The following is a 23,473-nucleotide window of genomic DNA, read 5'->3' on the forward strand; positions in this document are numbered from 1 at the left end:
GTGGCCATATGCCAACTGTGACGAGTGCCACAAAGAAAAAGAAGAAAACAACTTTAGAAACATTTAAAGAAATGAATCCCTTATCTTTCGGCGAAGAAATAGGGAATGCAGTTTCACATGGTGTTGCTGCGTTTTTGATGTTAATTGCACTACCATATGCAGCTGTACATAGTTATGCACATTCTGGCGTGTTAATGTCGGTAAGTGTATCTGTTTTTGTAATCAGTTTATTTTTGATGTTTATATCGTCTACTGTATATCATTCAATGCAACAAGCTTCACCTCATAAATATGTCATGCGTATCATTGATCATAGTATGATTTACGTAGCGATTACTGGGACATATACGCCTGTATCCTTAGTACTTGTAGGTGGGTGGCTCGGTTGGATCATCATGATTTTGTTATGGGGAACGACGCTTTGGGGCATTTTATACAAAGCGATTGCCACTCAGGTCAATGCTAAATTAAGTCTCATCATCTATCTCATTATGGGATGGGTAGGTGTCATTTATTTGCCTATTATTATAAGTAAAGGCGCGTGGCTCTTCTTTATTTTTATTTTGTTAGGTGGATTAGCTTATACAATTGGTGCTTGGTTTTACGCACAAAAAAATAGACCCTATTTTCATATGATATGGCATATTTTTATCTTTATTGCATCTATCTTTCACTTTATAGGTATTTTATACTTTATGTAGGCAGGTGTTAGCATGCAATCAAATTATAAATTGTTAATGTTTGCACTAAGTGTATTAATCCTCTTTCAAATGTTTTTTGGCTATTATTATTTGTTAGGGGACGGTGCAGTTACATCTTCTCCGTACCTTGGTGTCGTGTCATTAATTTTAGGTGTCATCCTAATGATGGTTATGGCTTCTATTTATCGTTATCATCAAAAAAATAAATAATACAGATAAAAAAGACTGTTATAGGCGCTCTTTATCATCATTAAATGATAACTGAGGGGACTTTGGCAGTCTTTTCTAACATGCTTGCCTATATTTTGAAACCATTGTTCATTTTAATCATAAGAATATCGTGTCTGATTAAAACGTTTTATTTAAAATTGAAAATGGACGCATGGGTCAGATATCGTGATATTTGAGCAGAATCGAATACGTATCCGTTTTGTAACGTGTATAATGTACACGTTTTAATAGAAGGTTTGAAAAAGAAAAACAACGAAGTAGAAATCGATTTGAAATTATTCGTTTAACAATTAAACACCTATAGATAGGGGTAAAGTTCAATTCAAAACGAATTTTCATTTTTGCAATTTACTTTGATAATTGTTTGCATTTTTAAGACAAACCGAATGAGATGTATCTTAATTTATTAAATCACTTAAAATAAATAATGGCACAGTAGATGTCTGGGACGGTCAAAGGTTTTGCAAGCTTTTCGCACCCGTCGATATTGTCATTAAAGAAAGGTCGATAACTATGAAATTAAAACAAGTTAGTATTATTTGCTCGCTTGTCCTGATTATGTTTATGGCAGCTATAGAAACATCCATTGTGTCTTTAGCATTGCCAACCATGCGTGATGATCTTCACGCGACACAACCGATTTCTTTAGTATTTACAGTTTACTTTATAGGTATTGTATTAGCCATACCGATTTTAAGTGAATTGATGTCACGCATTAAAATTATTTATGTGACGATGATTGGCTTATTATTATTTATTATTGGGAGCCTTATGTCTGGGATGAGCACACACTTTGAGATGCTTATTTTTGCAAGATTGCTACAAGGCATAGGTGCTGGTGTAAATATGTCTTTAGCCCAAATCGTACCTAAGTTAGCTTTTGAAATTCCATTTCGATATAAAGTAATGGGAATAGTCGGAAGTGTCTGGGGCATTTCGAGTATACTCGGTCCTTTTTTAGGGGGCTTTATTTTAGAAGTTTCATCTTGGCATTGGCTATTTTATATCAATATTCCAATTGGGATTCTTGTCATGGGAATTGTGCTTACTTCTTATCATTTTGAAGCGGAAACGACATCCAATCATCAAGTTGATGTGGCAGGTATGGCTTTATTCTATATTTTATTAGCGCTTTTAATGGTAACGGTCTTAGTTTCAGGACATTTATGGATTAACATTTTAGTGTTTTGTGCATTTCTCTTTGTATTTTGGTACATCATTCGCAGAGGCAAAACAGCTAAAATTTCATTTTTACCAATCAAGGAATTTAAGTCTACCGTGCGTTTAGCCTTTTTTACAGATTTTTTCATTGCAATGGCACTAATTGGATTTAATGTTTTTATTCCATCGTATTTACAAGATCATCTTCACTTAAGTCCGTTACAAAGTGGTTTGGTCATTTTTCCGCTTTCAATGGGTTGGCTACTTGTGAACTTTACACTTGAAAAAATCGAAGCAAATCGAACTATTAGAGGTTTATATTTAATCGCAATAGGTATTTTAGTTGTAGGAAGTATTCTTATTATTATCAGTGCATATCATCCGATTATTATTGCGATTGCTTTAATTTTCATAGGAATGAGTTTTGGTACAGCATATACAAAAGATAGCGTAATGGTTCAAGAAAAAACCTCACCTGAGAGTATGAAAAAAATGATGTCGCTCTTTACATTGACACGTAATATGGGGAATTCAGTAGGATCAGCAGTGATTGGTTATATTTATGCGATGCAACATACGCTATTTCATAATTCAATACAAAATGTAATGATATTTTGTATGATTGTATTGATAGGACTAGGTTTTGTATGGTTCGTGCAAAAAGATAAAACTTTACGTTCAGTTTCTGAAGCGTGATATAGTATAAAAAAAGGAGGGTTTGAGCATGAAAGGTAAGTTTAATTTATTTAACTTAGTCACTTTAATGATCATACTCTCCATTTTTATTATTTCAGGGGCTATCTTTTTAACGCTATTAGGTTTTGGTTTGTTTGGATTGAGTCGTTTGTTGATTTATTTTCACCTAGGGTCTTTTACTTACAACAAAGGTTTTTATGATAATTTGGTTTATTACGGTAGCTATATCATCTTAGGATATTTTGTGATTTACTGTATTGAATATTTAATGGATTGGCTCAGAAAAAAATTATATCCTAATCCTTATTTAGAAGGCTTTACATTTCATTTAATATCATACTCGATAATTACGACAATGTTTTTCTTTTTAATTCATATTCATTATCAGTATATTCGCATTGATTATTGGGTACTTATGTTGATTATTGCGTTTTTATATATTTGTAAAGAGATATTTTATCCTGATTCAGAAGATTTAAATCAGAATAAGCGTCATTAACAAAGAACGAAAACGTAATGAAAGCAAATACTTTGCTAAGCTAACGGATTAGACATAAAATAAGTCAATGCTAAAGATTTATGAAGGAGGAATGTGTATGCACGAGGGTGTTCAAATTGATAAAAAACAACGTAACTTTATCGTCGCCGTCATTTTGGCCAGTGCATTCATAGCAATACTGAATCAAACGCTATTGAATACCGCACTTCCTAGTATTATGAGAGGACTAAACATTGATGAAAGTACATCACAATGGTTAGTCACTGGTTTTATGCTTGTTAACGGGATTATGATTCCATTAACTGCTTATTTAATGGATAGAGTCCCTACGCGTTACTTGTATCTTGCAGCGATGGGGACTTTTTTATTAGGTTCTGTGATTGCTGTTTCTGCACCTACCTTTCTAGTACTGATGTTGGCACGTGTCATTCAAGCCATGGGGGCTGGCGTTATTATGCCACTGAGTCAATTCACGCTCTTTACGCTATTCCCTAAAAGCCAGCGTGGATTTGCGATGGGGTTATCAGGCCTAGTGATACAATTTGCCCCAGCTATAGGGCCTACACTTTCAGGACTTCTAGTTGACCATTATACTTGGCGTGCGCCATTAATGGTGGTGGTCGTTGTCGCAACGATTGGCTTTATTTTTGGTTGGATGTCAATGCGAAACTTTAGTGATACAAAAGAAGTTGTACTGGATAAAACATCAGTCTTACTCTCTACATTCGGTTTTGGTCTGATGTTATATGGCTTTAGTATCGCTGGTACACAAGGTTTTCATAATCCACTTGTTATCATCAGCTTGATTGCAGGACTGGTGATTGTAGGTATCTTTATTCACAGACAATTAAAAATTGATAATCCTATCCTTAATCTACATGTCTTTCAATCGAGAACCTTCACACTAACGTCAATCGCATCTATGATTGCATTTACCTCTATGGTTGGCCCGGCATTATTAATTCCTGTGTATATCCAAAATGCATTAGGTTTATCCGCATTGTTATCTGGTTTAGTTGTTCTTCCAGGTGCTGTAATCAACGGTGTGATGTCTGTTGTCAATGGTCGCCTTTACGATAAAGTGGGGGCAAGGGTTTTAGTCATCCCTGGTTTTATCTTATTGCTGATTACTACTTTAATGATGGCACAACTGACAGCACATACTTCTTATTTATATGTTATTAGTATTTTTACAATCCGACTCTTTTCTATATCATTATTGACGATGCCTTTAAATACAGCAGGTATCAATTCATTAACAAATGATATGGTTTCCCACGGGACAGCGATTATGAATACTTTACGGACAATTTCTGGTTCTATGGGGACAGCGTTGATGGTAACCCTCATGAGTTTAGGTGCGCGCTGGTATCATCCGGATCATTCTGTAGCACAAGGAATGATTCATAGAGAAGCTATTGCTTTTGGTGTGGATTTAGCTTTTTATGTAACTTCTGGATTTTTATTAATTGGCCTCATCATTAGCTTTTTTATTTATGATCGTGGTAAAGAGAAAAAGACAAGAAAGCAAAATTATGTGCGCCAACCTAATCGGTAAGTGAAGCGCATAAGGATGACAAAATAAAACGAGATGGCAAGCTGAGTAGGAGTGCTGAGTGAGCTATCTTGTTTTTTATGTATGAAAATAAAGTATTTATAGTTTTTTACCTTATGAAAGTTGACAGAGTTTTGTTAAACTAAAATTAAAGCGTATTCAAAAGGAGATGTCGGAAGTGTTAACAGAAGAAAAGGTAAGCGCACTTGTAGGAGAAATTAAAGACCCAATTATTAATGTACCTTTAAAAGAAACAAAGGGTATCATTGATATTTCTATAAAAGAAGAAAAAGCACATGTCAGTGTCAAAGTTGCGATGGCACAGTTAGGGGGACAGCCACAACTTGAATTGCAAATGGCTATCGTTGAGAAATTGAAAGAAAATGGTGCTAAAACAGTCGGTATTCGTTTTGAGAGCTTGCCAGAAGAAACGGTTGCCAAATATAAAGGGAATCAACAAGCGAAAAAACAGACAATAGAAGAATTTTTATCTAAAGACAATCCGCTAGAGTTTATTGCGATTGCGTCTGGTAAAGGGGGCGTTGGTAAATCAACCGTAGCAGTCAATCTGGCTGTATCACTAGCACGAGAAGGAAAACGTGTTGGTCTAATTGATGCTGATATTTATGGTTTTAGTGTACCTGATATGATGGGTATCGATGAAAAGCCAGGCATAGAAGGTAAAACGATTATTCCAGTAGAACGCCACGGTGTTAAAGTGATTTCGATGGCTTTCTTTGTAGAAGAAAATGCACCAGTAATATGGCGTGGGCCTATGTTGGGTAAAATGCTTACGAACTTTTTCACAGAAGTGAAGTGGGGAGATTTAGATTATTTAATCCTTGATTTACCGCCGGGTACTGGAGATGTCGCATTAGATGTACATACGATGCTACCTTCTAGTAAAGAAATAATTGTCACAACACCGCATCCGACTGCGGCATTTGTTGCAGCAAGAGCAGGTGCTATGGCTAAACATACAGAACATTCTATTCTCGGTATTATTGAAAACATGTCTTATTTTGAGAGTAAGGAAACGGGTAATAAAGAATATGTCTTTGGACAAGGCGGTGGCCAGAAGTTGGCTGATGAATTGAGTACCGAGTTGCTTGGTCAATTGCCATTAGAACAACCTTCATGGAAGCCAGTGGATTTCTCACCTTCGATTTATCAACCAGAAGATCGCTTAGGACAAATTTATCAAGACATTGCACGTAAAATTATTGATAAAACAAAATAAGTGGAGTTATTTCATAGATGTTATGAAGCGGGATTGAAGTTAAACAGATGATATGGTCTGTAATGGCATAGATGATTGGGATTGCATAAAGTAATAGATGATTACTTTTGTGATCCAAACATCTAATGCCATTTTTCAAATTTTGATTGCTTTAATGTATGGATTAATGATTTTTGTATGACCTGTTTTAGAGCAATTTAGAATGGGAAAATAGCACCAGAATCAATGTTTTTAGGCCTATTAAAATAAATTTTAAAAAATTGAAATTTAGACTTGCTTTTTTATATCAATCTGTATAGAATATATTCTTGTGAGCGAAACAAATCACTAATTCAACAATAAAATAAATTATTAATTTATTGTTGACACATCGTTAAGACGATGGTAAGATATAAAAGTCGCCAAAAGCGACAAAAAAGAATTTTATTCAAAAATATTTGAATGGTGTAAAATTTACTATTGCAAATATGTGAGAATAAATATAAAATGTTAAAAGTGTTGTTAATTAAGTTGATTTATAGTAAACTTAGTTAATGATGTTAACAACAGAATGAAATGAACATTGAAAACTGAATGACAATATGTCAACGTTAATTCCGATAATTTGAGTACTTTAACGTACTTTGAAGAGTGATTGACTAAATCAATCAATGAGCTATATCAAGCTTACTTCTTTTATGGAGAGTTTGATCCTGGCTCAGGATGAACGCTGGCGGCGTGCCTAATACATGCAAGTCGAGCGAACGGACGAGGAGCTTGCTCCTTTGAAGTTAGCGGCGGACGGGTGAGTAACACGTGGGTAACCTACCTATAAGACTGGAATAACTCCGGGAAACCGGGGCTAATGCCGGATAACATGTTGAACCGCATGGTTCAACAGTGAAAGACGGTCTTGCTGTCACTTATAGATGGACCCGCGCCGTATTAGCTAGTTGGTGGGGTAACGGCCTACCAAGGCGACGATACGTAGCCGACCTGAGAGGGTGATCGGCCACACTGGAACTGAGACACGGTCCAGACTCCTACGGGAGGCAGCAGTAGGGAATCTTCCGCAATGGGCGAAAGCCTGACGGAGCAACGCCGCGTGAGTGATGAAGGTCTTCGGATCGTAAAGCTCTGTTGTTAGGGAAGAACAAATGTGTAAGTAACTGTGCACGTCTTGACGGTACCTAACCAGAAAGCCACGGCTAACTACGTGCCAGCAGCCGCGGTAATACGTAGGTGGCAAGCGTTATCCGGAATTATTGGGCGTAAAGCGCGCGTAGGCGGTTTTTTAAGTCTGATGTGAAAGCCCACGGCTCAACCGTGGAGGGTCATTGGAAACTGGAAAACTTGAGTGCAGAAGAGGAAAGTGGAATTCCATGTGTAGCGGTGAAATGCGCAGAGATATGGAGGAACACCAGTGGCGAAGGCGGCTTTCTGGTCTGCAACTGACGCTGATGTGCGAAAGCGTGGGGATCAAACAGGATTAGATACCCTGGTAGTCCACGCCGTAAACGATGAGTGCTAAGTGTTAGGGGGTTTCCGCCCCTTAGTGCTGCAGCTAACGCATTAAGCACTCCGCCTGGGGAGTACGGTCGCAAGACTGAAACTCAAAGGAATTGACGGGGACCCGCACAAGCGGTGGAGCATGTGGTTTAATTCGAAGCAACGCGAAGAACCTTACCAAATCTTGACATCCTTTGACCGGTCTAGAGATAGAGTTTTCCTCTTCGGAGGACAAAGTGACAGGTGGTGCATGGTTGTCGTCAGCTCGTGTCGTGAGATGTTGGGTTAAGTCCCGCAACGAGCGCAACCCTTGAGCTTAGTTGCCATCATTAAGTTGGGCACTCTAAGTTGACTGCCGGTGACAAACCGGAGGAAGGTGGGGATGACGTCAAATCATCATGCCCCTTATGATTTGGGCTACACACGTGCTACAATGGACAATACAAAGGGCAGCGAAACCGCGAGGTCAAGCAAATCCCATAAAGTTGTTCTCAGTTCGGATTGTAGTCTGCAACTCGACTACATGAAGCTGGAATCGCTAGTAATCGTAGATCAGCATGCTACGGTGAATACGTTCCCGGGTCTTGTACACACCGCCCGTCACACCACGAGAGTTTGTAACACCCGAAGCCGGTGGAGTAACCATTTTGGAGCTAGCCGTCGAAGGTGGGACAAATGATTGGGGTGAAGTCGTAACAAGGTAGCCGTATCGGAAGGTGCGGCTGGATCACCTCCTTTCTAAGGATAATATACGGAAATATCACCAACAGGTGATAGACGGAATTAACATGACATATTGTATTCAGTTTTGAATGCTCATTCATTTGAGGATTCAACGATTGTACATTGAAAACTAGATAAGTAAGTATAGATTTTACCAAGCAAAACCGAGTGACAAGCGAAAGCTTGAAACAAAATTATCGCTAGTCGTCGACAGATGACTCACATAATTAATAACTGGTGAATTGAGTAAAAGCTCAATCATAAAAGATTAAGTTATTAAGGGCGCACGGTGGATGCCTTGGCACTAGAAGCCGATGAAGGACGTTACTAACGACGATATGCTTTGGGGAGCTGTAAGTAAGCTTTGATCCAGAGATTTCCGAATGGGGGAACCCAGCACGAGTTATGTCGTGTTATCCGCATATGAATTCATAGTATGTGAGAAGGTAGACCCGGAGAACTGAAACATCTTAGTACCCGGAGGAAGAGAAAGAAAAATCGATTCCCTGAGTAGCGGCGAGCGAAACGGGAAGAGCCCAAACCAACAAGCTTGCTTGTTGGGGTTGTAGGACACTCTGTACGGAGTTACAAAAGTATTTGTTAGACGAATAACCTGGAAAGGTTAATCAGAGAAGGTAATAATCCTGTAGTCGAAAACGAATACCCTCTTGAGTGGATCCTGAGTACGACGGAGCACGTGAAATTCCGTCGGAATCTAGGAGGACCATCTCCTAAGGCTAAATACTCTCTAGTGACCGATAGTGAACCAGTACCGTGAGGGAAAGGTGAAAAGTACCCCGGAAGGGGAGTGAAAGAGAACTTGAAACCGTGTGCTTACAAGTAGTCAGAGCCCGTTAATGGGTGATGGCGTGCCTTTTGTAGAATGAACCGGCGAGTTACGATCTGATGCAAGGTTAAGCAGAAAATGTGGAGCCGTAGCGAAAGCGAGTCTGAATAGGGCGAATGAGTATTTGGTCGTAGACCCGAAACCAGGTGATCTACCCTTGGTCAGGTTGAAGTTCAGGTAACACTGAATGGAGGACCGAACCGACTTACGTTGAAAAGTGAGCGGATGAACTGAGGGTAGCGGAGAAATTCCAATCGAACTTGGAGATAGCTGGTTCTCTCCGAAATAGCTTTAGGGCTAGCCTCAAGTGATGATTATTGGAGGTAGAGCACTGTTTGGACGAGGGGCCCCTCTCGGGTTACCGAATTCAGACAAACTCCGAATGCCAAATAATTTAACTTGGGAGTCAGAACGTGGGTGATAAGGTCCATGTTCGAAAGGGAAACAGCCCAGACCACCAGCTAAGGTCCCAAAATATATGTTAAGTGGAAAAGGATGTGGCGTTGCCCAGACAACTAGGATGTTGGCTTAGAAGCAGCCATCATTTAAAGAGTGCGTAATAGCTCACTAGTCGAGTGACACTGCGCCGAAAATGTACCGGGGCTAAACATATTACCGAAGCTGTGGATTGTCCGTAGGACAATGGTAGGAGAGCGTTCTAAGGGCGTTGAAGCATGATCGCAAGGACATGTGGAGCGCTTAGAAGTGAGAATGCCGGTGTGAGTAGCGAAAGACGGGTGAGAATCCCGTCCACCGATTGACTAAGGTTTCCAGAGGAAGGCTCGTCCGCTCTGGGTTAGTCGGGTCCTAAGCTGAGGCCGACAGGCGTAGGCGATGGATAACAGGTTGATATTCCTGTACCACCAATATTCGTTTTAAGCGATGGGGGGACGCAGTAGGATAGGCGAAGCGTGCTGTTGGAGTGCACGTCCAAGCAGTAAGATTGAGTGTTAGGCAAATCCGGCACTCATTAAGATTGAGCTGTGATGGGGAGAGGAAATTGTTTCCTCGAGTCGTTGATTTCACACTGCCGAGAAAAGCCTCTAGCTAGAATATCGGTGCCCGTACCGCAAACCGACACAGGTAGTCAAGATGAGAATTCTAAGGTGAGCGAGCGAACTCTCGTTAAGGAACTCGGCAAAATGACCCCGTAACTTCGGGAGAAGGGGTGCTCTTTGGGGTTCACGCTCTGAAGAGCCGCAGTGAATAGGCCCAAGCGACTGTTTATCAAAAACACAGGTCTCTGCTAAACCGTAAGGTGACGTATAGGGGCTGACGCCTGCCCGGTGCTGGAAGGTTAAGAGGAGTGGTTAGCGCAAGCGAAGCTACGAATCGAAGCCCCAGTAAACGGCGGCCGTAACTATAACGGTCCTAAGGTAGCGAAATTCCTTGTCGGGTAAGTTCCGACCCGCACGAAAGGCGTAACGATTTGGGCACTGTCTCAACGAGAGACTCGGTGAAATCATAGTACCGGTGAAGATGCCGGTTACCCGCGACAGGACGGAAAGACTCCGTGGAGCTTTACTGTAGCCTGATATTGAAATTCGGTACAGTTTGTACAGGATAGGTAGGAGCCTTAGAAGCGTGAGCGCTAGCTTACGTGGAGGCACTGGTGGGATACTACCCTAATTGTATTGGATTTCTAACCCGCAGCACTTATCGTGCTGGGAGACAGTGTCAGGCAGGCAGTTTGACTGGGGCGGTCGCCTCCTAAAGTGTAACGGAGGCGCTCAAAGGTTCCCTCAGAATGGTTGGAAATCATTCATAGAGTGTAAAGGCATAAGGGAGCTTGACTGCGAGACCTACAAGTCGAGCAGGGTCGAAAGACGGACTTAGTGATCCGGTGGTTCCGCATGGAAGGGCCATCGCTCAACGGATAAAAGCTACCCCGGGGATAACAGGCTTATCTCCCCCAAGAGTTCACATCGACGGGGAGGTTTGGCACCTCGATGTCGGCTCATCGCATCCTGGGGCTGTAGTCGGTCCCAAGGGTTGGGCTGTTCGCCCATTAAAGCGGTACGCGAGCTGGGTTCAGAACGTCGTGAGACAGTTCGGTCCCTATCCGTCGTGGGCGTAGGAAATTTGAGAGGAGCTGTCCTTAGTACGAGAGGACCGGGATGGATATACCTCTGGTGTACCAGTTGTCGTGCCAACGGCATAGCTGGGTAGCTATGTATGGACGGGATAAGTGCTGAAAGCATCTAAGCATGAAGCCCCCCTCGAGATGAGATTTCCCAACTTCGGTTATAAGATCCCTCGAAGATGACGAGGTAAATAGGTTCGAGGTGGAAGCGTAGTGATACGTGGAGCTGACGAATACTAATCGATCGAAGACTTAATCAAATTTGTTCATAAGGTTTTACTTGTGAATGTATACTTACGATCTAGTTTTGAATGTATAACATTCAATTTAATCTGGTGCCAATGGCAAAGAGGTCACACCTGTTCCCATGCCGAACACAGAAGTTAAGCTCTTTAGCGCCGATGGTAGTCGGACTGACGTTACGCGAGAGTAGGACGGTGCCAGGTTATTTTATTATTCCACAGTAGCTCAGTGGTAGAGCTATCGGCTGTTAACCGATCGGTCGTAGGTTCGAGTCCTACCTGTGGAGCCATGGCCCCTTGGTCAAGCGGTTAAGACACCGCCCTTTCACGGCGGTAACACGGGTTCGAGTCCCGTAGGGGTCATTTAAATTTTGGAGAATTAGCTCAGCTGGGAGAGCATCTGCCTTACAAGCAGAGGGTCGGCGGTTCGAACCCGTCATTCTCCACCATTTTTTCTTCATTACATATGGAGGGGTAGCGAAGTGGCTAAACGCGGCGGACTGTAAATCCGCTCCTTCGGGTTCGGCAGTTCGAATCTGCCCCCCTCCACCATTAATGGGCTATAGCCAAGCGGTAAGGCAACGGACTTTGACTCCGTCACGCGCTGGTTCGAATCCAGCTAGCCCAGCCATTAGAGCCATTAGCTCAGTTGGTAGAGCATCTGACTTTTAATCAGAGGGTCAGAGGTTCGAATCCTCTATGGCTCACTACAGACCTTATCTCAATAGAGATAAGGTTTTTTTATGGTTTTAGGAATGTTTGATGCTATTCCACAATGCGTTCGGGACATATAGTATTTGGCTCTATACTAAAAAGGTCTGGTGATTCTTTGGATCATCAGTCCTTTTTAGGTTCTTCATTTTTTATGGTGGGATGACATAAGTCATCCTGCTTTTTTGTACAAAAATAGCGCAAATGCCTCTATAATTTTAAGTGACTAAACCAAAAATAAAGGAGACATATTGCGCCTATGTGCAATGATATATTAAAGTTACTAAAAATTAAAGATAAAAATGTTACTTTTAAAAATAAGTTTAAAAATAAAATAGAAGTATAATTTATTTATGAATGAAAGCTTGTATTCAGAATAAGAAACAATTATTCTGTTTATGTATGCGGGCGAAATTAAAATAAGGGGATATAAGTTGATTTAATCATCAAGATAAGAAAAGGGGAGTTATCATATGACAAAGACAATTGAATTAATAGGTGCACCTACAACTTTTGGACAAAAGAAGCTCGGTGTTGATCTAGGGCCAGATGCGATACGTTATGCGGGTGTGTTACCACGCTTAAAAGCGATTGGCCATCATGTTATTGACAGTGGGAATGTAGAAGCACCAAAGCTAGATATTGAAAAATTTAAGGCGCCGCAACGAGGTCTTCAAAATTATGATGAGATTCTTACTTTTTCGAAAGCGTTACATGACCGTGTAGCTACAAGTATTAAAAATAATCATTTTCCAGTTATTTTAGGAGGTGACCACTCGTTAGCGATAGGCTCTATTTCAGGTGTCGCACAGCATTATTCTCGTCTGGGTGTCATCTGGTATGATGCACATGGTGATTTGAATATTCCAGAGGAGTCTCCTTCAGGCAATGTACATGGGATGCCATTACGTATACTTGCTGGCGAAGGAGATCAGCAATTAGTCGAACTCGGTGGTTTTGCGCCAAAAGTGAAGCCTGAAAATATTGTGTTGATCGGAATGAGAGATTTAGATTATGGTGAACGGGCGTATATCAAAAAGCACCAAATCAGAACTTATACAATGGCAGATATCGATGAGAGAGGGATTCAAGCTATTGTAAAAGAAAGTATTACATATTTACAATCCAAAACAAATGGTATCCATCTGTCGCTCGACGTTGATGCTTTAGATCCAAGTGAAGTGCCTGGGACGGGTACGAAAGTTCCAGGAGGATTGACCTATCGAGAAAGTCATTTCGCTTTAGAATTACTCTATCAATCTGGTTTAATTACTTCTCTTGATATTTTAGAGGTGAATCCATTATTAGATATAGAAAATCGTACAGCTGAACAAGCAGTTGCGTTGTTAGGCTCTTTTTTTGGAGAGACACTGTTGTAAGTTGTTAAAACAGTCAATGGGAACTAAAATTTGTATATGGTTTGTCCATAATATTTGAATACAAGGTTTGAGTGGGGCTCACTCAAGCCTTGTTTCATTTTATGAGAAATGATACAGTGATAAGACACTTCACGCATGGATTCATGATAGAATGTTTTAGACACGATATGACAAATAAGCATAAACATTGGTATAATATTTGTTATGGGAATAGATTACCGGAGGAGATACTATGCAGATTTCTAACCTCTTAGAAAATTTAAGCACACTTGAGGTCATAACAGGTATTCTAGATTTATTAATTGTATGGTATGTCATTTATCTACTGATTACAGTCTTTAAAGGGACGAAAGCAATTCAATTATTAAAAGGAATATTATTTATACTTGTTGGTAAAGCAATCAGTGAATATTTACAGTTAACGACGACTTCAAGATTGTTTGATTTAGTGATGCAATGGGGATTTTTAGCCATCATTGTTATTTTTCAGCCGGAGATTAGACGCGCGCTTGAACAACTTGGGAGAGGGAGTTTATTTAAGCGCTATTCGACGACATCTTCGGTAGAAGTACCCAAACTTGTTGATTCTGTGTCTAAAGCTGTACAGTACATGGCAAAACGTCGTATTGGTGCATTAATTGTGTTTGAAAAAGAAACAGGTTTACAAGATTACATAGAGACGGGTATTCCAATGCACTCAGAGATTTCTCAAGAGCTATTGACCAATGTTTTTATTCCTAATACACCATTGCATGATGGTGCAATGATTATACAAGGTGATAAAATCGCTACAGCTGCCAGCTACCTACCTTTGTCGGATAGTCCGAAGATCTCAAAAAGTTTAGGTACACGACACCGTGCAGCGGTGGGCATTTCTGAAGTGTCAGATGCGTTTACTGTTGTTGTTTCAGAAGAGACTGGATCTATTTCTGTGACATTTGATGGCAAATTGCGTAAAGATATTTCAGTAGAAGTTTTTGAAGAGTTACTCTCTGAACATTGGTTTGGTGTACACTTTGCAAAGAAAGGTGTGAATTAAATGTTTGAATCTAAATGGGGTTTACGTTTCTTTGCATTTATACTCGCTTTATTATTGTTTTTATCGGTGAATAATGTTTTTGGAACATCTTTCAGTACTGATAATATTTCGAATAACGGGAACAAAACAATTAAAAACGCACACGTAGAAGTCATCAATAATGATAAAAATTTATACGTCTCTGGGGCACCTGATACGGTTGATGTTGAGTTAACAGGTCCACAATCTAAAGTTCTGCAAGCTCAAAAAACTGGAGATATTAAAGTCGTTCTGGATGCGTCAGATATTCAACCGGGTGAGCACACGTTAGAATTCCAAGTGCGTGGACTAGATAAAGATATTAACTATCACGTTTATCCGAAAGAGGCGACATTGTCTGTTGAAAAGAAAGAAACACGAACGTATGCGGTTGAACCGAATGTGAGTCCTTATGCGATAGATTCAAATTTCAAACTTAAGGATGCTTCTGTATCACCACACACCGTCAAAGTGATTGGTGGTAAAGAACAATTAGACCGTATTGCTTTCGTTAAGGCAAGTTTCCGCAATGAAAATGATATTAAAGAAAAAACGACAGGCGATGCTAATGTAGCCGTATTTGATAAAAATATGAATAAGCTCGATGTTCAAATTGAGCCATCAACGGTTGAACTTACGGCAGATGTCGAACCTTATTCAAAAAAAGTGAAACTTGATGTATCGACAAAAGGAAATCCAACCGATGGATTAAAAGTTGCTGACGTTTCATTAGATACAAAAGAAATTGAGATATTTGGTAATCGAGAAGCTTTACAAGATATATCTGAAGTTTCTGGTGAAATTGATGTTAATGGCATCTCAAGTGACACAGAAAAAGAAGTTAAATTAACACTACCTGAAAATGTGACAAAGCTAGAACCAGATAAGGTTAAAGCAAAAATTAAAGTACAGTGATGAATGAGAGTAAAAGGAGATATGATTTATGGGTAAATACTTTGGCACTGATGGTGTAAGGGGTATAGCAAACCAAGAATTAACACCAGAGTTGGCATTTAAATTAGGACGTTATGGTGGCTATGTTTTAGCGCACAATGAGCACACGGAACATCCACGCGTACTTGTTGGAAAAGACACGCGTGTATCTGGAGAAATGTTAGAGCATGCGTTAATCGCCGGTTTAGTTTCTATCGGTGCAGAAGTGATGCGCTTAGGTGTGATTTCCACACCAGGTGTCGCATACTTAACGAGAGATATGGGCGCAGAATTAGGTGTAATGATTTCTGCTTCACATAATCCTGTGGAAGATAATGGGATTAAGTTTTTTGGTTCAGATGGATTCAAACTTTCTGATGAACAAGAGCTTGAAATTGAAGCATTGTTAGATGAATCTAACCCTGATTTACCACGTCCAACAGGTACGGCGATCGTGCATACATCCGACTACTTTGAAGGTGCACAAAAATATTTAAGTTATTTAAAATCAACGGTTGAAGTCAATTTAGAAGGTCTTAAAATTGTATTAGACGGTGCACACGGATCAACTGCTGGATTGGCGCCATTCCTATTTGTCGATCTCGAAGCGGACACCGTGACAATTGGCTGTAACCCTGATGGTTATAATATTAACGATCAAGTTGGTTCAACACATCCTGAAACATTGGCAAAAACCGTTGTTGAAACAGGCAGTGATTTTGGACTTGCATTTGATGGTGATGGTGACCGTTTAATTGCAGTTGATGAACAAGGTCAAGTCGTGGATGGCGACCAAATTATGTTTATTCTTGGACAAGAAATGTCTAAAAACCAAGAGTTAAATGAGAATATGATTGTTTCTACTGTCATGAGTAATTTAGGCTTTTATAAAGCATTAGAAGCAGAAGGAATCCAATCCAATAAAACAAAAGTAGGCGATCGCTACGTTGTCGAAGAGATGCGTCGTGGTCACTACAATTTAGGTGGAGAACAATCAGGCCATATCGTTTTAATGGACTACAATACAACAGGTGACGGACTCTTAACAGGTGTTCAACTTGCTGCAGTTGTTAAACGTTCTGGTAAAAAGTTGAGTCAACTTGCAAATCAAATGACAAAATACCCGCAACGCCTCGTAAACGTGCGTGTGACAGATAAACATGCTGTCGAACAAAATGAAGATGTAAAAGCCATTATTGAACAAGTTAAAACTGAAATGAACGGTGAAGGCCGTATATTAGTTCGTCCATCAGGTACTGAATCACTTGTGCGTGTGATGGTCGAAGCTAAAACAGATGAAGATGCGTATAACTATGCACAACGTATCGCTGATGTTGTAGAAGAGAAAATGGGATTATCGTAATTGCACTGTGAATTAACATGTATGAATCTCATGAGTGTGGTTGTGACAATTAGGCCGAATCACAAATATATTGATAAAATCCAAAGAGCCTGAGACAAAATTGTCTCAATAATCGATGAAATCCGAGGTTTTCGTAAAAAACGAAAAATCTCGGATTTTTTTCCTTTTATCATCAGTTTAGCCGCACTAGATGCGACTAATTTCCTTAGGCACCTCGTTAGTTTAGTTTTTGTTGTGATGAATTAAATTATACGAAAGTGCCTTATATTTTTAGGATAATGGTGAATGATTACATATATAAGCGAAGTATTTATAGCGAGACTCCTGAGGGAACAGGACGAGCCGAAGACTACAGGCTGAGGCTGTCCCCTCGGAAAGCGAGCCTATATAATACGAAGCATGATAATAAAAAGGAAGCTCGAAGACGATTTTTATCAAAATCATCATCGAGCTATTTATTTTGGTATTTATGTCCCAGACTCATTTTCCTACGATTAGTCAAGTCTTTATGTTTAAAATAAGCATTACTAAATTAGCCCGTTCAATTTAATTTTTTTGAATAAGGTGTTATGATGTATATGATTATATGGTTACATTAGTGTGGTGCTTTTTGATAATCATATAATTGATTGTTAGTAATAAGATAATGAATGGTTTTTAACAAACGATTCACACTAGCTATGACTGCAGTCTTATGAGGTTTCTCATTTGGCTGCTTTCTTAATTTGTAGTAATAGTCTGCAACATGATTTTTATAACGATTTCGTCCTCTAATGATATTCATGATGATTAGAAACAATAAACGTCTAGCTTTCTTATTACCTCTTTTATTAATTGTATCTCTGCTCATAGAATTACCTGATTGATAACGTTTTATATCAATTCCGACATACGCATTGAGTTGTTTGTTTGTTTCAAAATGTGTTATATCTCCAAGCTCTCCAATCAGTAAAGCAGTGGTTAATTCTCCTAACCCAGGAATAGAAACTATATTTTCAAACGCATCAGTTGTCTTAGCTAATTTAATCATCTCTTTATCAAACAAATCTTTTTCATGCATAGATTTAAGTAATTTATCACATAGATGTCTTAATTTCTCTACGAGAAATGAAGATTGTTTAACTGTAGGGAAGCTATTTTGTGCTATTGAAATCAAATCATTCGTATACTTTTGAGCTTTTTTAATGGACATGCCTTTAGCTGTTGAATTAAGTATGGTATGAGTTAATTCGTCATGTGTTAATGCGAAAACACAATTGGGATGAGGAAATACTTTAGCTATATTTAAAGCAATCTTAGAGTACCTATTTTTAAATAACTTTTCTAAGCCTGGAAATGTTTGATGAAGCACTTCAACTAATTCTACCTTTAGTTTATTTTGATCATTTTCCATTTCTAAATGAAATCTTGCACGTTCTCTAAGCTCAAAATATATTTCTTCAGTATGACGTTGAATTTTAGCGTCCTTCATATTGAATGCCAAAAGCGCAAGTTTATGTGCATCAGCTTGATCGGTTTTCCATGATCTTAAAGAACTTGTTCTGAATTTAGCTTCTAACGGGTTCATCTCAATATAATTAATTTGATTTACGCGACAAAATCGAGTCATACCTCTTGAATAAATACCAGTAGATTCAAAAATGATTTGTAGGTGGTCTAAATCATTCAAATACTTTAATAAATAATTATAACCATTTTTATTATTTTGAATGGTAAATTCTCTTTGAAATTGATCGTTATGATAATGAGCTACGACACTACTTCTTTTACTAATATCAACACCTAAGTAATTGATAAATATAGCCTCCTTTAAAGAATTGAGAAGCTTTGAACTTTACTTAGCCTTTTTCATCTCATTTTCCTATACACGGTTTCAAGAACCCAACATACTTCAAACGAATTTCAAAAGGAGAGTAAAGCTGATCAGTTTAAATTGCGGATTCAAAGATCCAAGAGTCTACTCGATCTACTTCTCTCTACAACTATAAAAAATAGCTGTGAAGAAATCTATCGTCATAAATTTCTTCACAGCTAATCTTAGTATGTTTTATATTTTGTAATTGTATCATCAAACAATACACAAAAATACCATCGAGGAGGCTGGCCAATTTAAGTGAAAATCGACATCATTTTAGCTAATGAATACTTTAAGCTTAGGATATTGGGTTCACAAAAAGGATTGTTATTTTAATATAGCAATACAACAGATTATAATTAAAATAACTTATAAATATTTTAGGTATAAACGTTAAAAGTATAGACAAAATCTAGACATTATTGCTTTTATAGCATTTATACTTTTATTTGCAATAAAAGTTTCACTCATTGTACAATAGATTATATTGCAAGAAGGAGGATAGAGGTTGAAATAGTTTATAAAGCGCCAGCGCAAATTGAAAGCATGTATTGTCGACCGATATGCTAAAGCAGAGCATCTCATAGATACATGTAGGAGATTTGTGGACGAGGAGGATAGTGATCGAATATGATCGGCGGATGCTATCCCGGATGTGGCTCATTCGTTAGCTTATTAATTAAATCATTAGGGTAACCTATTGGACAAAGTTAGTAAGATCGCCAAACTAATTCAATAAAAAAAGAATGCGATGCTGGAGTTATTTGTTCACATTTTGTTGCATTATAGCAGAATGCCAAAAGTGTAAAAAAATGACATGCAGCACCGTTATTTCAGTGTGGAGGAATTTATTTATGTGTGGAATTGTTGGCTATATTGGCTATCAAAATGCGAAAGAAATTTTATTAAAAGGGTTAGAGAAACTCGAATACCGTGGATATGACTCAGCAGGTATTGCGATTCGTGATGAAAACGAAGTGACTGTTACAAAGGCACAAGGCCGAATTGCTGAGTTACGTAAAGAAGCAGACAATGAACATGATGGATCTACGGGAATCGGTCATACAAGATGGGCAACACATGGTGTGCCAAGTTATGAAAATTCTCACCCACATCAATCTACAAGTGGTAGATACACACTCGTACACAATGGTGTGATTGAAAATTATGAAGAGCTTAGAGAAGAATATGTTCCTAATGTTCAATTTGTTTCAGAAACAGACACTGAAGTTATCGTGCAATTGATTGAACATTTTGCTGAAACAGGTTTATCTACTGAAGACGCATTTACAAAAGTGGTTTCTCTATTACACGGTTCATATGCACTCGGTTTATTAGATTCTGAAGATAGTGAGACAATCTATGTCGCTAAAAACAAATCACCATTACTTGTTGGAATCGGCGACGATTTTAACGTGATTGCTTCTGATTCACTTGCAATGATTCAAGTGACAAGTGAATATAAAGAATTAAAAGACCAAGAGATTGTAATCGTTAAACGTGATGAAGTTGTCATTAAAAATTTAGAAGGCCAAGTAATCGATCGTGAAAGTTACATTGCTGAAATCGATGCATCTGATGCTGAAAAAGGTGTTTACGATCACTATATGTTGAAAGAAATTCATGATCAACCTGCTGTAATGCGTCGTATTATTCAAGAATATCAAGATGAACAAGGTAATTTAAAAATTGATCCTGAAATTGTTAAAGATTTTAAAGCAGCAGACCGTATTTACATTATTGCTGCAGGTACAAGTTATCATGCAGGATTAGTAGGTAAAGTATTTATTGAAAAATGGGCAGGTATTCCAACTGAAGTTCATGTTGCTTCAGAATTTGTTTACAATATTCCATTACTATCTGAAAATCCATTATTCATCTATATTTCTCAATCAGGTGAAACGGCTGATAGTCGTGCCGTGTTAGTTGAAACAACAAAACTTGGTCATCGTTCATTAACAATTACAAACGTAGCTGGTTCTACACTTTCTCGTGAAGCAGATCATACATTATTACTTCATGCGGGGCCTGAGATTGCTGTTGCTTCAACTAAAGCATATACAGCACAAATTGCAGTTTTATCAATTATGTCACACGTTGTTGCACAAGCACGTGGTATTGATCCGAATATTGATTTATTGCGTGAATTAGCGAAAGTCACTGCTGCAATTGAAACAGTGGTCGATGATGCACCACAAATGGAACAAATCGCAAAAGATTTCTTAGAAACAACACGTAATGCATTCTTTATTGGACGTACAATTGATTACAATGTAAGTTTAGAAGGTGCTTTAAAACTAAAAGAAATCTCATATATTCAAGCAGAAGGTTTTGCTGGCGGAGAGTTGAAACATGGTACAATCGCACTCATCGAAGACGGTACACCTGTCTTTGCACTTGCTACACAAGAAGGTGTAAATCTCTCTATTCGTGGTAACGTGAAAGAAGTTGTTGCTCGTGGTGCTCATCCATGTATTATTTCTATGGAAGGACTAGAAAAAGATGGAGACACATATGTGATTCCTCATGTTCATGAGTTGTTAACACCACTTGTTTCAGTTGTTTCACTACAATTGATTTCTTATTATGCTGCATTACATCGTGATTTAGATGTTGATAAACCACGTAATTTAGCGAAATCTGTAACTGTGGAATAACATTCTCTGTTTTTCATCAATAGCGTAAGGTACAAGCAAATAGGCTTCGTATCTTACGCATTTTTTAGTTTAACTTCATTTTGTTATGAAAGGTTACAGTTTGTAAGAAAATAAGCGCGCGTCGTGTTGCGTAAGTATCTATTTGATGACACAATAAAGGAGTAATCAATGAATGAAAGGAAATGCGATCATGCAAAATATAAAAGCAATATTTTTAGATATGGATGGTACAATTCTTCATCAAAATAATAGAGCGTCTGAAAAGACAGCTTCAGTCATCGCTCGCCTTAGATCAGAGGGGTATAAGGTGTTTTTAGCAACAGGACGTGCTTACGAAGAGATTCATTTACTTATACCAGAAGATCTTCAGTTTGATGGTATCATTTCATCGAATGGAACATTAGGACATATTGATGAACACGTATTATTTGAACACGATCTTAGTCTTGAAGCGGTACGTCAAATTGTGATGGAAGCGCAACAAGATGGAATTTATTATGAGGTCTTTCCATTTGATGAACCGCGATTTGCCCTAAATGAAGATCAAAGTTGGATGTTAAGCTTAGTCAAAGGTGACAAGCCTGATACTGTAAATGAAAGTGAATGGTTATCAAGACACGAAGCAGTAAGAGAAAAATTAACTTGGCGTGATACGATACCGACGCAACTTGGTTTTTCAAAAATATATTTATTCCATTCTGATCTAAACAAAATTAAAAGTTTTAGAGAAAAAATGGTCGCACAGCAGTCAGAATTAAACATTGAAGTTTCTAATTCAACACCTAACAACGTAGAAACAATGGCGTATCATATTAATAAAGGGACAGGAATAGAAGAGATGTGTCGTCATTTTAATATTCAACTTTCTGAAACACTCGTTATTGGAGATAGTGACAATGATCGCGCGATGTTTAAAGTGGGTGGTGTAACGGTTGCGATGAAAAATGCCAGTGCGGAGATTAAAGCATTGACGCAATATGAAACTGAAGTCGACCATAATCATGATGGGGCGGCACAATTTTTAGAAGCACAACTATTAAAATAATTAAAAGCCAGTCTGCGATGGAAGTTTTTCCTGACAGACTGGCTTTCAGCTTATTTCACTTCTTTTTGTCCTCTACGCACAAAATATTGAATGATTGTACCGATAATGAGTAAGTAAATGAGATATCGAATAATTAAAAAGATAATATTGAATATAATCATTAAATAATAAGCGACATCTTGTGAAATATGTGCGAGATTTTGTTGAATTAAGTAATTAATAGGTTGATTAAGAATAATAAAGATCAAATTAAGTAATAAAATGCCAATAAAGAAACGTAAAAATGTTTTATGACCATTTTTAATACCATGCCATGCTTCTTTTAGATGTACTTTAACACTTCTTGAAGCATCTTCAGTTAAGGAAGTAGCAAGGTTTGTAACGTATACAACCGTGAACCAAACGAAGATACTTAAAATAAATGAAGATAATACAATTAAGATACTAATGATGAATTGTAACCAGCCTTGACTGATGTCATTAGCACTAATGGCATTAAAGAGTTTTTGTACGAGATAAGAAACACCTGCATTAACGAGACCATAGACGATGACTGTTAGTATAATGAATAAAATACTCATCAGACCTAGAATCACACTTTTGCCCCAAATGCCTTTTTTAAATGAGCGCACTAAATCTTTCCATTGCATTTGCGCTGAATCTAAAACAGAGTGGCGAATGACACGTACAAGTCCTGTATAGATTGGGAAGAGGACCATCGAGAAAATACAGATGGTTAGAATGATGGCACCAATCATCATGAAAATTAATTTTGTCATACTTTGTTGACCCGTTAAAATAGAGATCTGCCAAGCTTGAAGTAATAAATTAAACGGTGACATTACGAGAATAGCCAACAATAACAATATTGCAAAACCAATAAATGATGTGGCAAATAGTTTTAATTTTTGATTTTTTGTATTATGCCAAAATAACTTTGTGAATTTTACCAATAGTGAGCACTCCTTTCACATATAATCCACATTATCAAAATCTTTCTTATTTGA

The 23,473-nt window shown here is 38.3% G+C and carries 14 protein-coding genes, 6 tRNA genes and 3 rRNA genes; 21 read left to right on the top strand and 2 right to left on the bottom strand.

Annotated elements, in window-relative coordinates:
• The first annotated feature begins 17 nt into the window (after positions 1–17).
• The 19 genes from trhA (at position 18) to glmM (ending at position 16,909) form a co-directional block, all read left to right on the top strand.
• Complete coding sequence (gene trhA, locus HMPREF1208_RS10695) at positions 18–701, top strand: PAQR family membrane homeostasis protein TrhA (RefSeq protein ID WP_037559596.1); 684 nt, start codon at positions 18–20, stop codon at positions 699–701.
• 12 nt (positions 702–713) lie between these two features.
• Positions 714–911 carry a hypothetical protein gene (locus HMPREF1208_RS10700; RefSeq protein WP_016426403.1) on the top strand — a complete coding sequence of 66 codons (198 nt, stop codon included), beginning with the start codon at positions 714–716 and terminating at the stop codon, positions 909–911.
• Between the two features lie 534 nt (positions 912–1,445).
• Positions 1,446–2,789 carry a multidrug efflux MFS transporter SdrM gene (gene sdrM, locus HMPREF1208_RS10705; RefSeq protein WP_016426404.1) on the top strand — a complete coding sequence of 448 codons (1,344 nt, stop codon included), beginning with the start codon at positions 1,446–1,448 and terminating at the stop codon, positions 2,787–2,789.
• Between the two features lie 28 nt (positions 2,790–2,817).
• Entirely contained in the window at positions 2,818–3,288 is a 471-nt protein-coding gene (locus HMPREF1208_RS10710; protein ID WP_016426405.1) for a SepA family multidrug efflux transporter, read from the top strand.
• Between the two features lie 97 nt (positions 3,289–3,385).
• Positions 3,386–4,846: an MDR family MFS transporter gene (locus HMPREF1208_RS10715; protein ID WP_016426406.1), complete on the top strand. Its 1,461-nt coding sequence runs from the start codon at positions 3,386–3,388 to the stop codon at positions 4,844–4,846.
• A gap of 166 nt (positions 4,847–5,012) precedes the next feature.
• Entirely contained in the window at positions 5,013–6,083 is a 1,071-nt protein-coding gene (locus HMPREF1208_RS10720; RefSeq protein ID WP_207554727.1) for an Mrp/NBP35 family ATP-binding protein, read from the top strand.
• Between the two features lie 674 nt (positions 6,084–6,757).
• Positions 6,758–8,309, top strand: a 16S ribosomal RNA gene (locus HMPREF1208_RS10725).
• Between the two features lie 251 nt (positions 8,310–8,560).
• Positions 8,561–11,484: ribosomal RNA gene (locus tag HMPREF1208_RS10730) — 23S ribosomal RNA — on the top strand.
• 71 nt (positions 11,485–11,555) lie between these two features.
• A 5S ribosomal RNA gene (rrf, locus tag HMPREF1208_RS10735) occupies positions 11,556–11,670 on the top strand.
• The 16S, 23S and 5S rRNA genes sit together here with 6 tRNA genes alongside, the layout of an rRNA operon.
• An 11-nt stretch (positions 11,671–11,681) precedes the next feature.
• Positions 11,682–11,756: transfer RNA gene (locus tag HMPREF1208_RS10740), tRNA-Asn, on the top strand.
• Position 11,757: 1 nt separating this feature from the next.
• Positions 11,758–11,829: transfer RNA gene (locus tag HMPREF1208_RS10745), tRNA-Glu, on the top strand.
• A gap of 10 nt (positions 11,830–11,839) precedes the next feature.
• Positions 11,840–11,915 (top strand) — tRNA-Val (locus HMPREF1208_RS10750).
• A gap of 19 nt (positions 11,916–11,934) precedes the next feature.
• A tRNA-Tyr gene (locus tag HMPREF1208_RS10755) sits at positions 11,935–12,018 on the top strand.
• Positions 12,019–12,022: 4 nt separating this feature from the next.
• Positions 12,023–12,097 (top strand) — tRNA-Gln (locus HMPREF1208_RS10760).
• A 3-nt stretch (positions 12,098–12,100) separates the two neighbouring features.
• Positions 12,101–12,173 (top strand) — tRNA-Lys (locus tag HMPREF1208_RS10765).
• A gap of 477 nt (positions 12,174–12,650) precedes the next feature.
• Positions 12,651–13,556, top strand: coding sequence for an arginase (gene rocF, locus HMPREF1208_RS10770; RefSeq protein ID WP_016426408.1), 906 nt, complete (start codon positions 12,651–12,653; stop codon positions 13,554–13,556).
• Between the two features lie 232 nt (positions 13,557–13,788).
• The gene (gene cdaA, locus HMPREF1208_RS10775; RefSeq protein WP_016426409.1) at positions 13,789–14,595 is read left to right on the top strand and encodes a diadenylate cyclase CdaA; all 807 of its coding nucleotides are present in this window, start codon (positions 13,789–13,791) and stop codon (positions 14,593–14,595) included.
• Positions 14,596–15,528 carry a CdaR family protein gene (locus HMPREF1208_RS10780; protein ID WP_016426410.1) on the top strand — a complete coding sequence of 311 codons (933 nt, stop codon included), beginning with the start codon at positions 14,596–14,598 and terminating at the stop codon, positions 15,526–15,528. It abuts the gene before it with no gap.
• Between the two features lie 28 nt (positions 15,529–15,556).
• Positions 15,557–16,909 (top strand): phosphoglucosamine mutase, encoded by a 1,353-nt coding sequence (glmM, locus tag HMPREF1208_RS10785; protein ID WP_016426411.1) that lies wholly within the window; start codon positions 15,557–15,559, stop codon positions 16,907–16,909.
• A gap of 595 nt (positions 16,910–17,504) precedes the next feature.
• Here the strand turns inward: glmM and HMPREF1208_RS10790 are convergent.
• Positions 17,505–18,704, bottom strand: coding sequence for an IS110 family transposase (locus tag HMPREF1208_RS10790; RefSeq protein ID WP_281182775.1), 1,200 nt, complete (start codon positions 18,702–18,704; stop codon positions 17,505–17,507).
• A 914-nt stretch (positions 18,705–19,618) separates the two neighbouring features.
• Here HMPREF1208_RS10790 and glmS point away from each other — a divergent pair.
• Together glmS and HMPREF1208_RS10800 are read left to right on the top strand one after the other, a co-directional pair.
• A complete protein-coding gene (glmS, locus tag HMPREF1208_RS10795; protein WP_016426412.1) occupies positions 19,619–21,421 on the top strand; it encodes a glutamine--fructose-6-phosphate transaminase (isomerizing) in 1,803 nt (600 codons plus the stop codon).
• Between the two features lie 190 nt (positions 21,422–21,611).
• Positions 21,612–22,466 carry a Cof-type HAD-IIB family hydrolase gene (locus HMPREF1208_RS10800; protein WP_037559598.1) on the top strand — a complete coding sequence of 285 codons (855 nt, stop codon included), beginning with the start codon at positions 21,612–21,614 and terminating at the stop codon, positions 22,464–22,466.
• A gap of 50 nt (positions 22,467–22,516) precedes the next feature.
• Here HMPREF1208_RS10800 and HMPREF1208_RS10805 read toward each other — a convergent pair whose 3' ends face one another.
• Positions 22,517–23,419, bottom strand: a complete 903-nt coding sequence (locus HMPREF1208_RS10805) for a hypothetical protein (RefSeq protein ID WP_016426414.1) — start codon at positions 23,417–23,419, stop codon at positions 22,517–22,519.
• Positions 23,420–23,473 lie beyond the last annotated feature (54 nt).

The sequence above is a fragment of the Staphylococcus sp. HGB0015 genome (assembly GCF_000411275.1).
Lineage (GTDB): Bacteria > Bacillota > Bacilli > Staphylococcales > Staphylococcaceae > Staphylococcus > Staphylococcus schleiferi.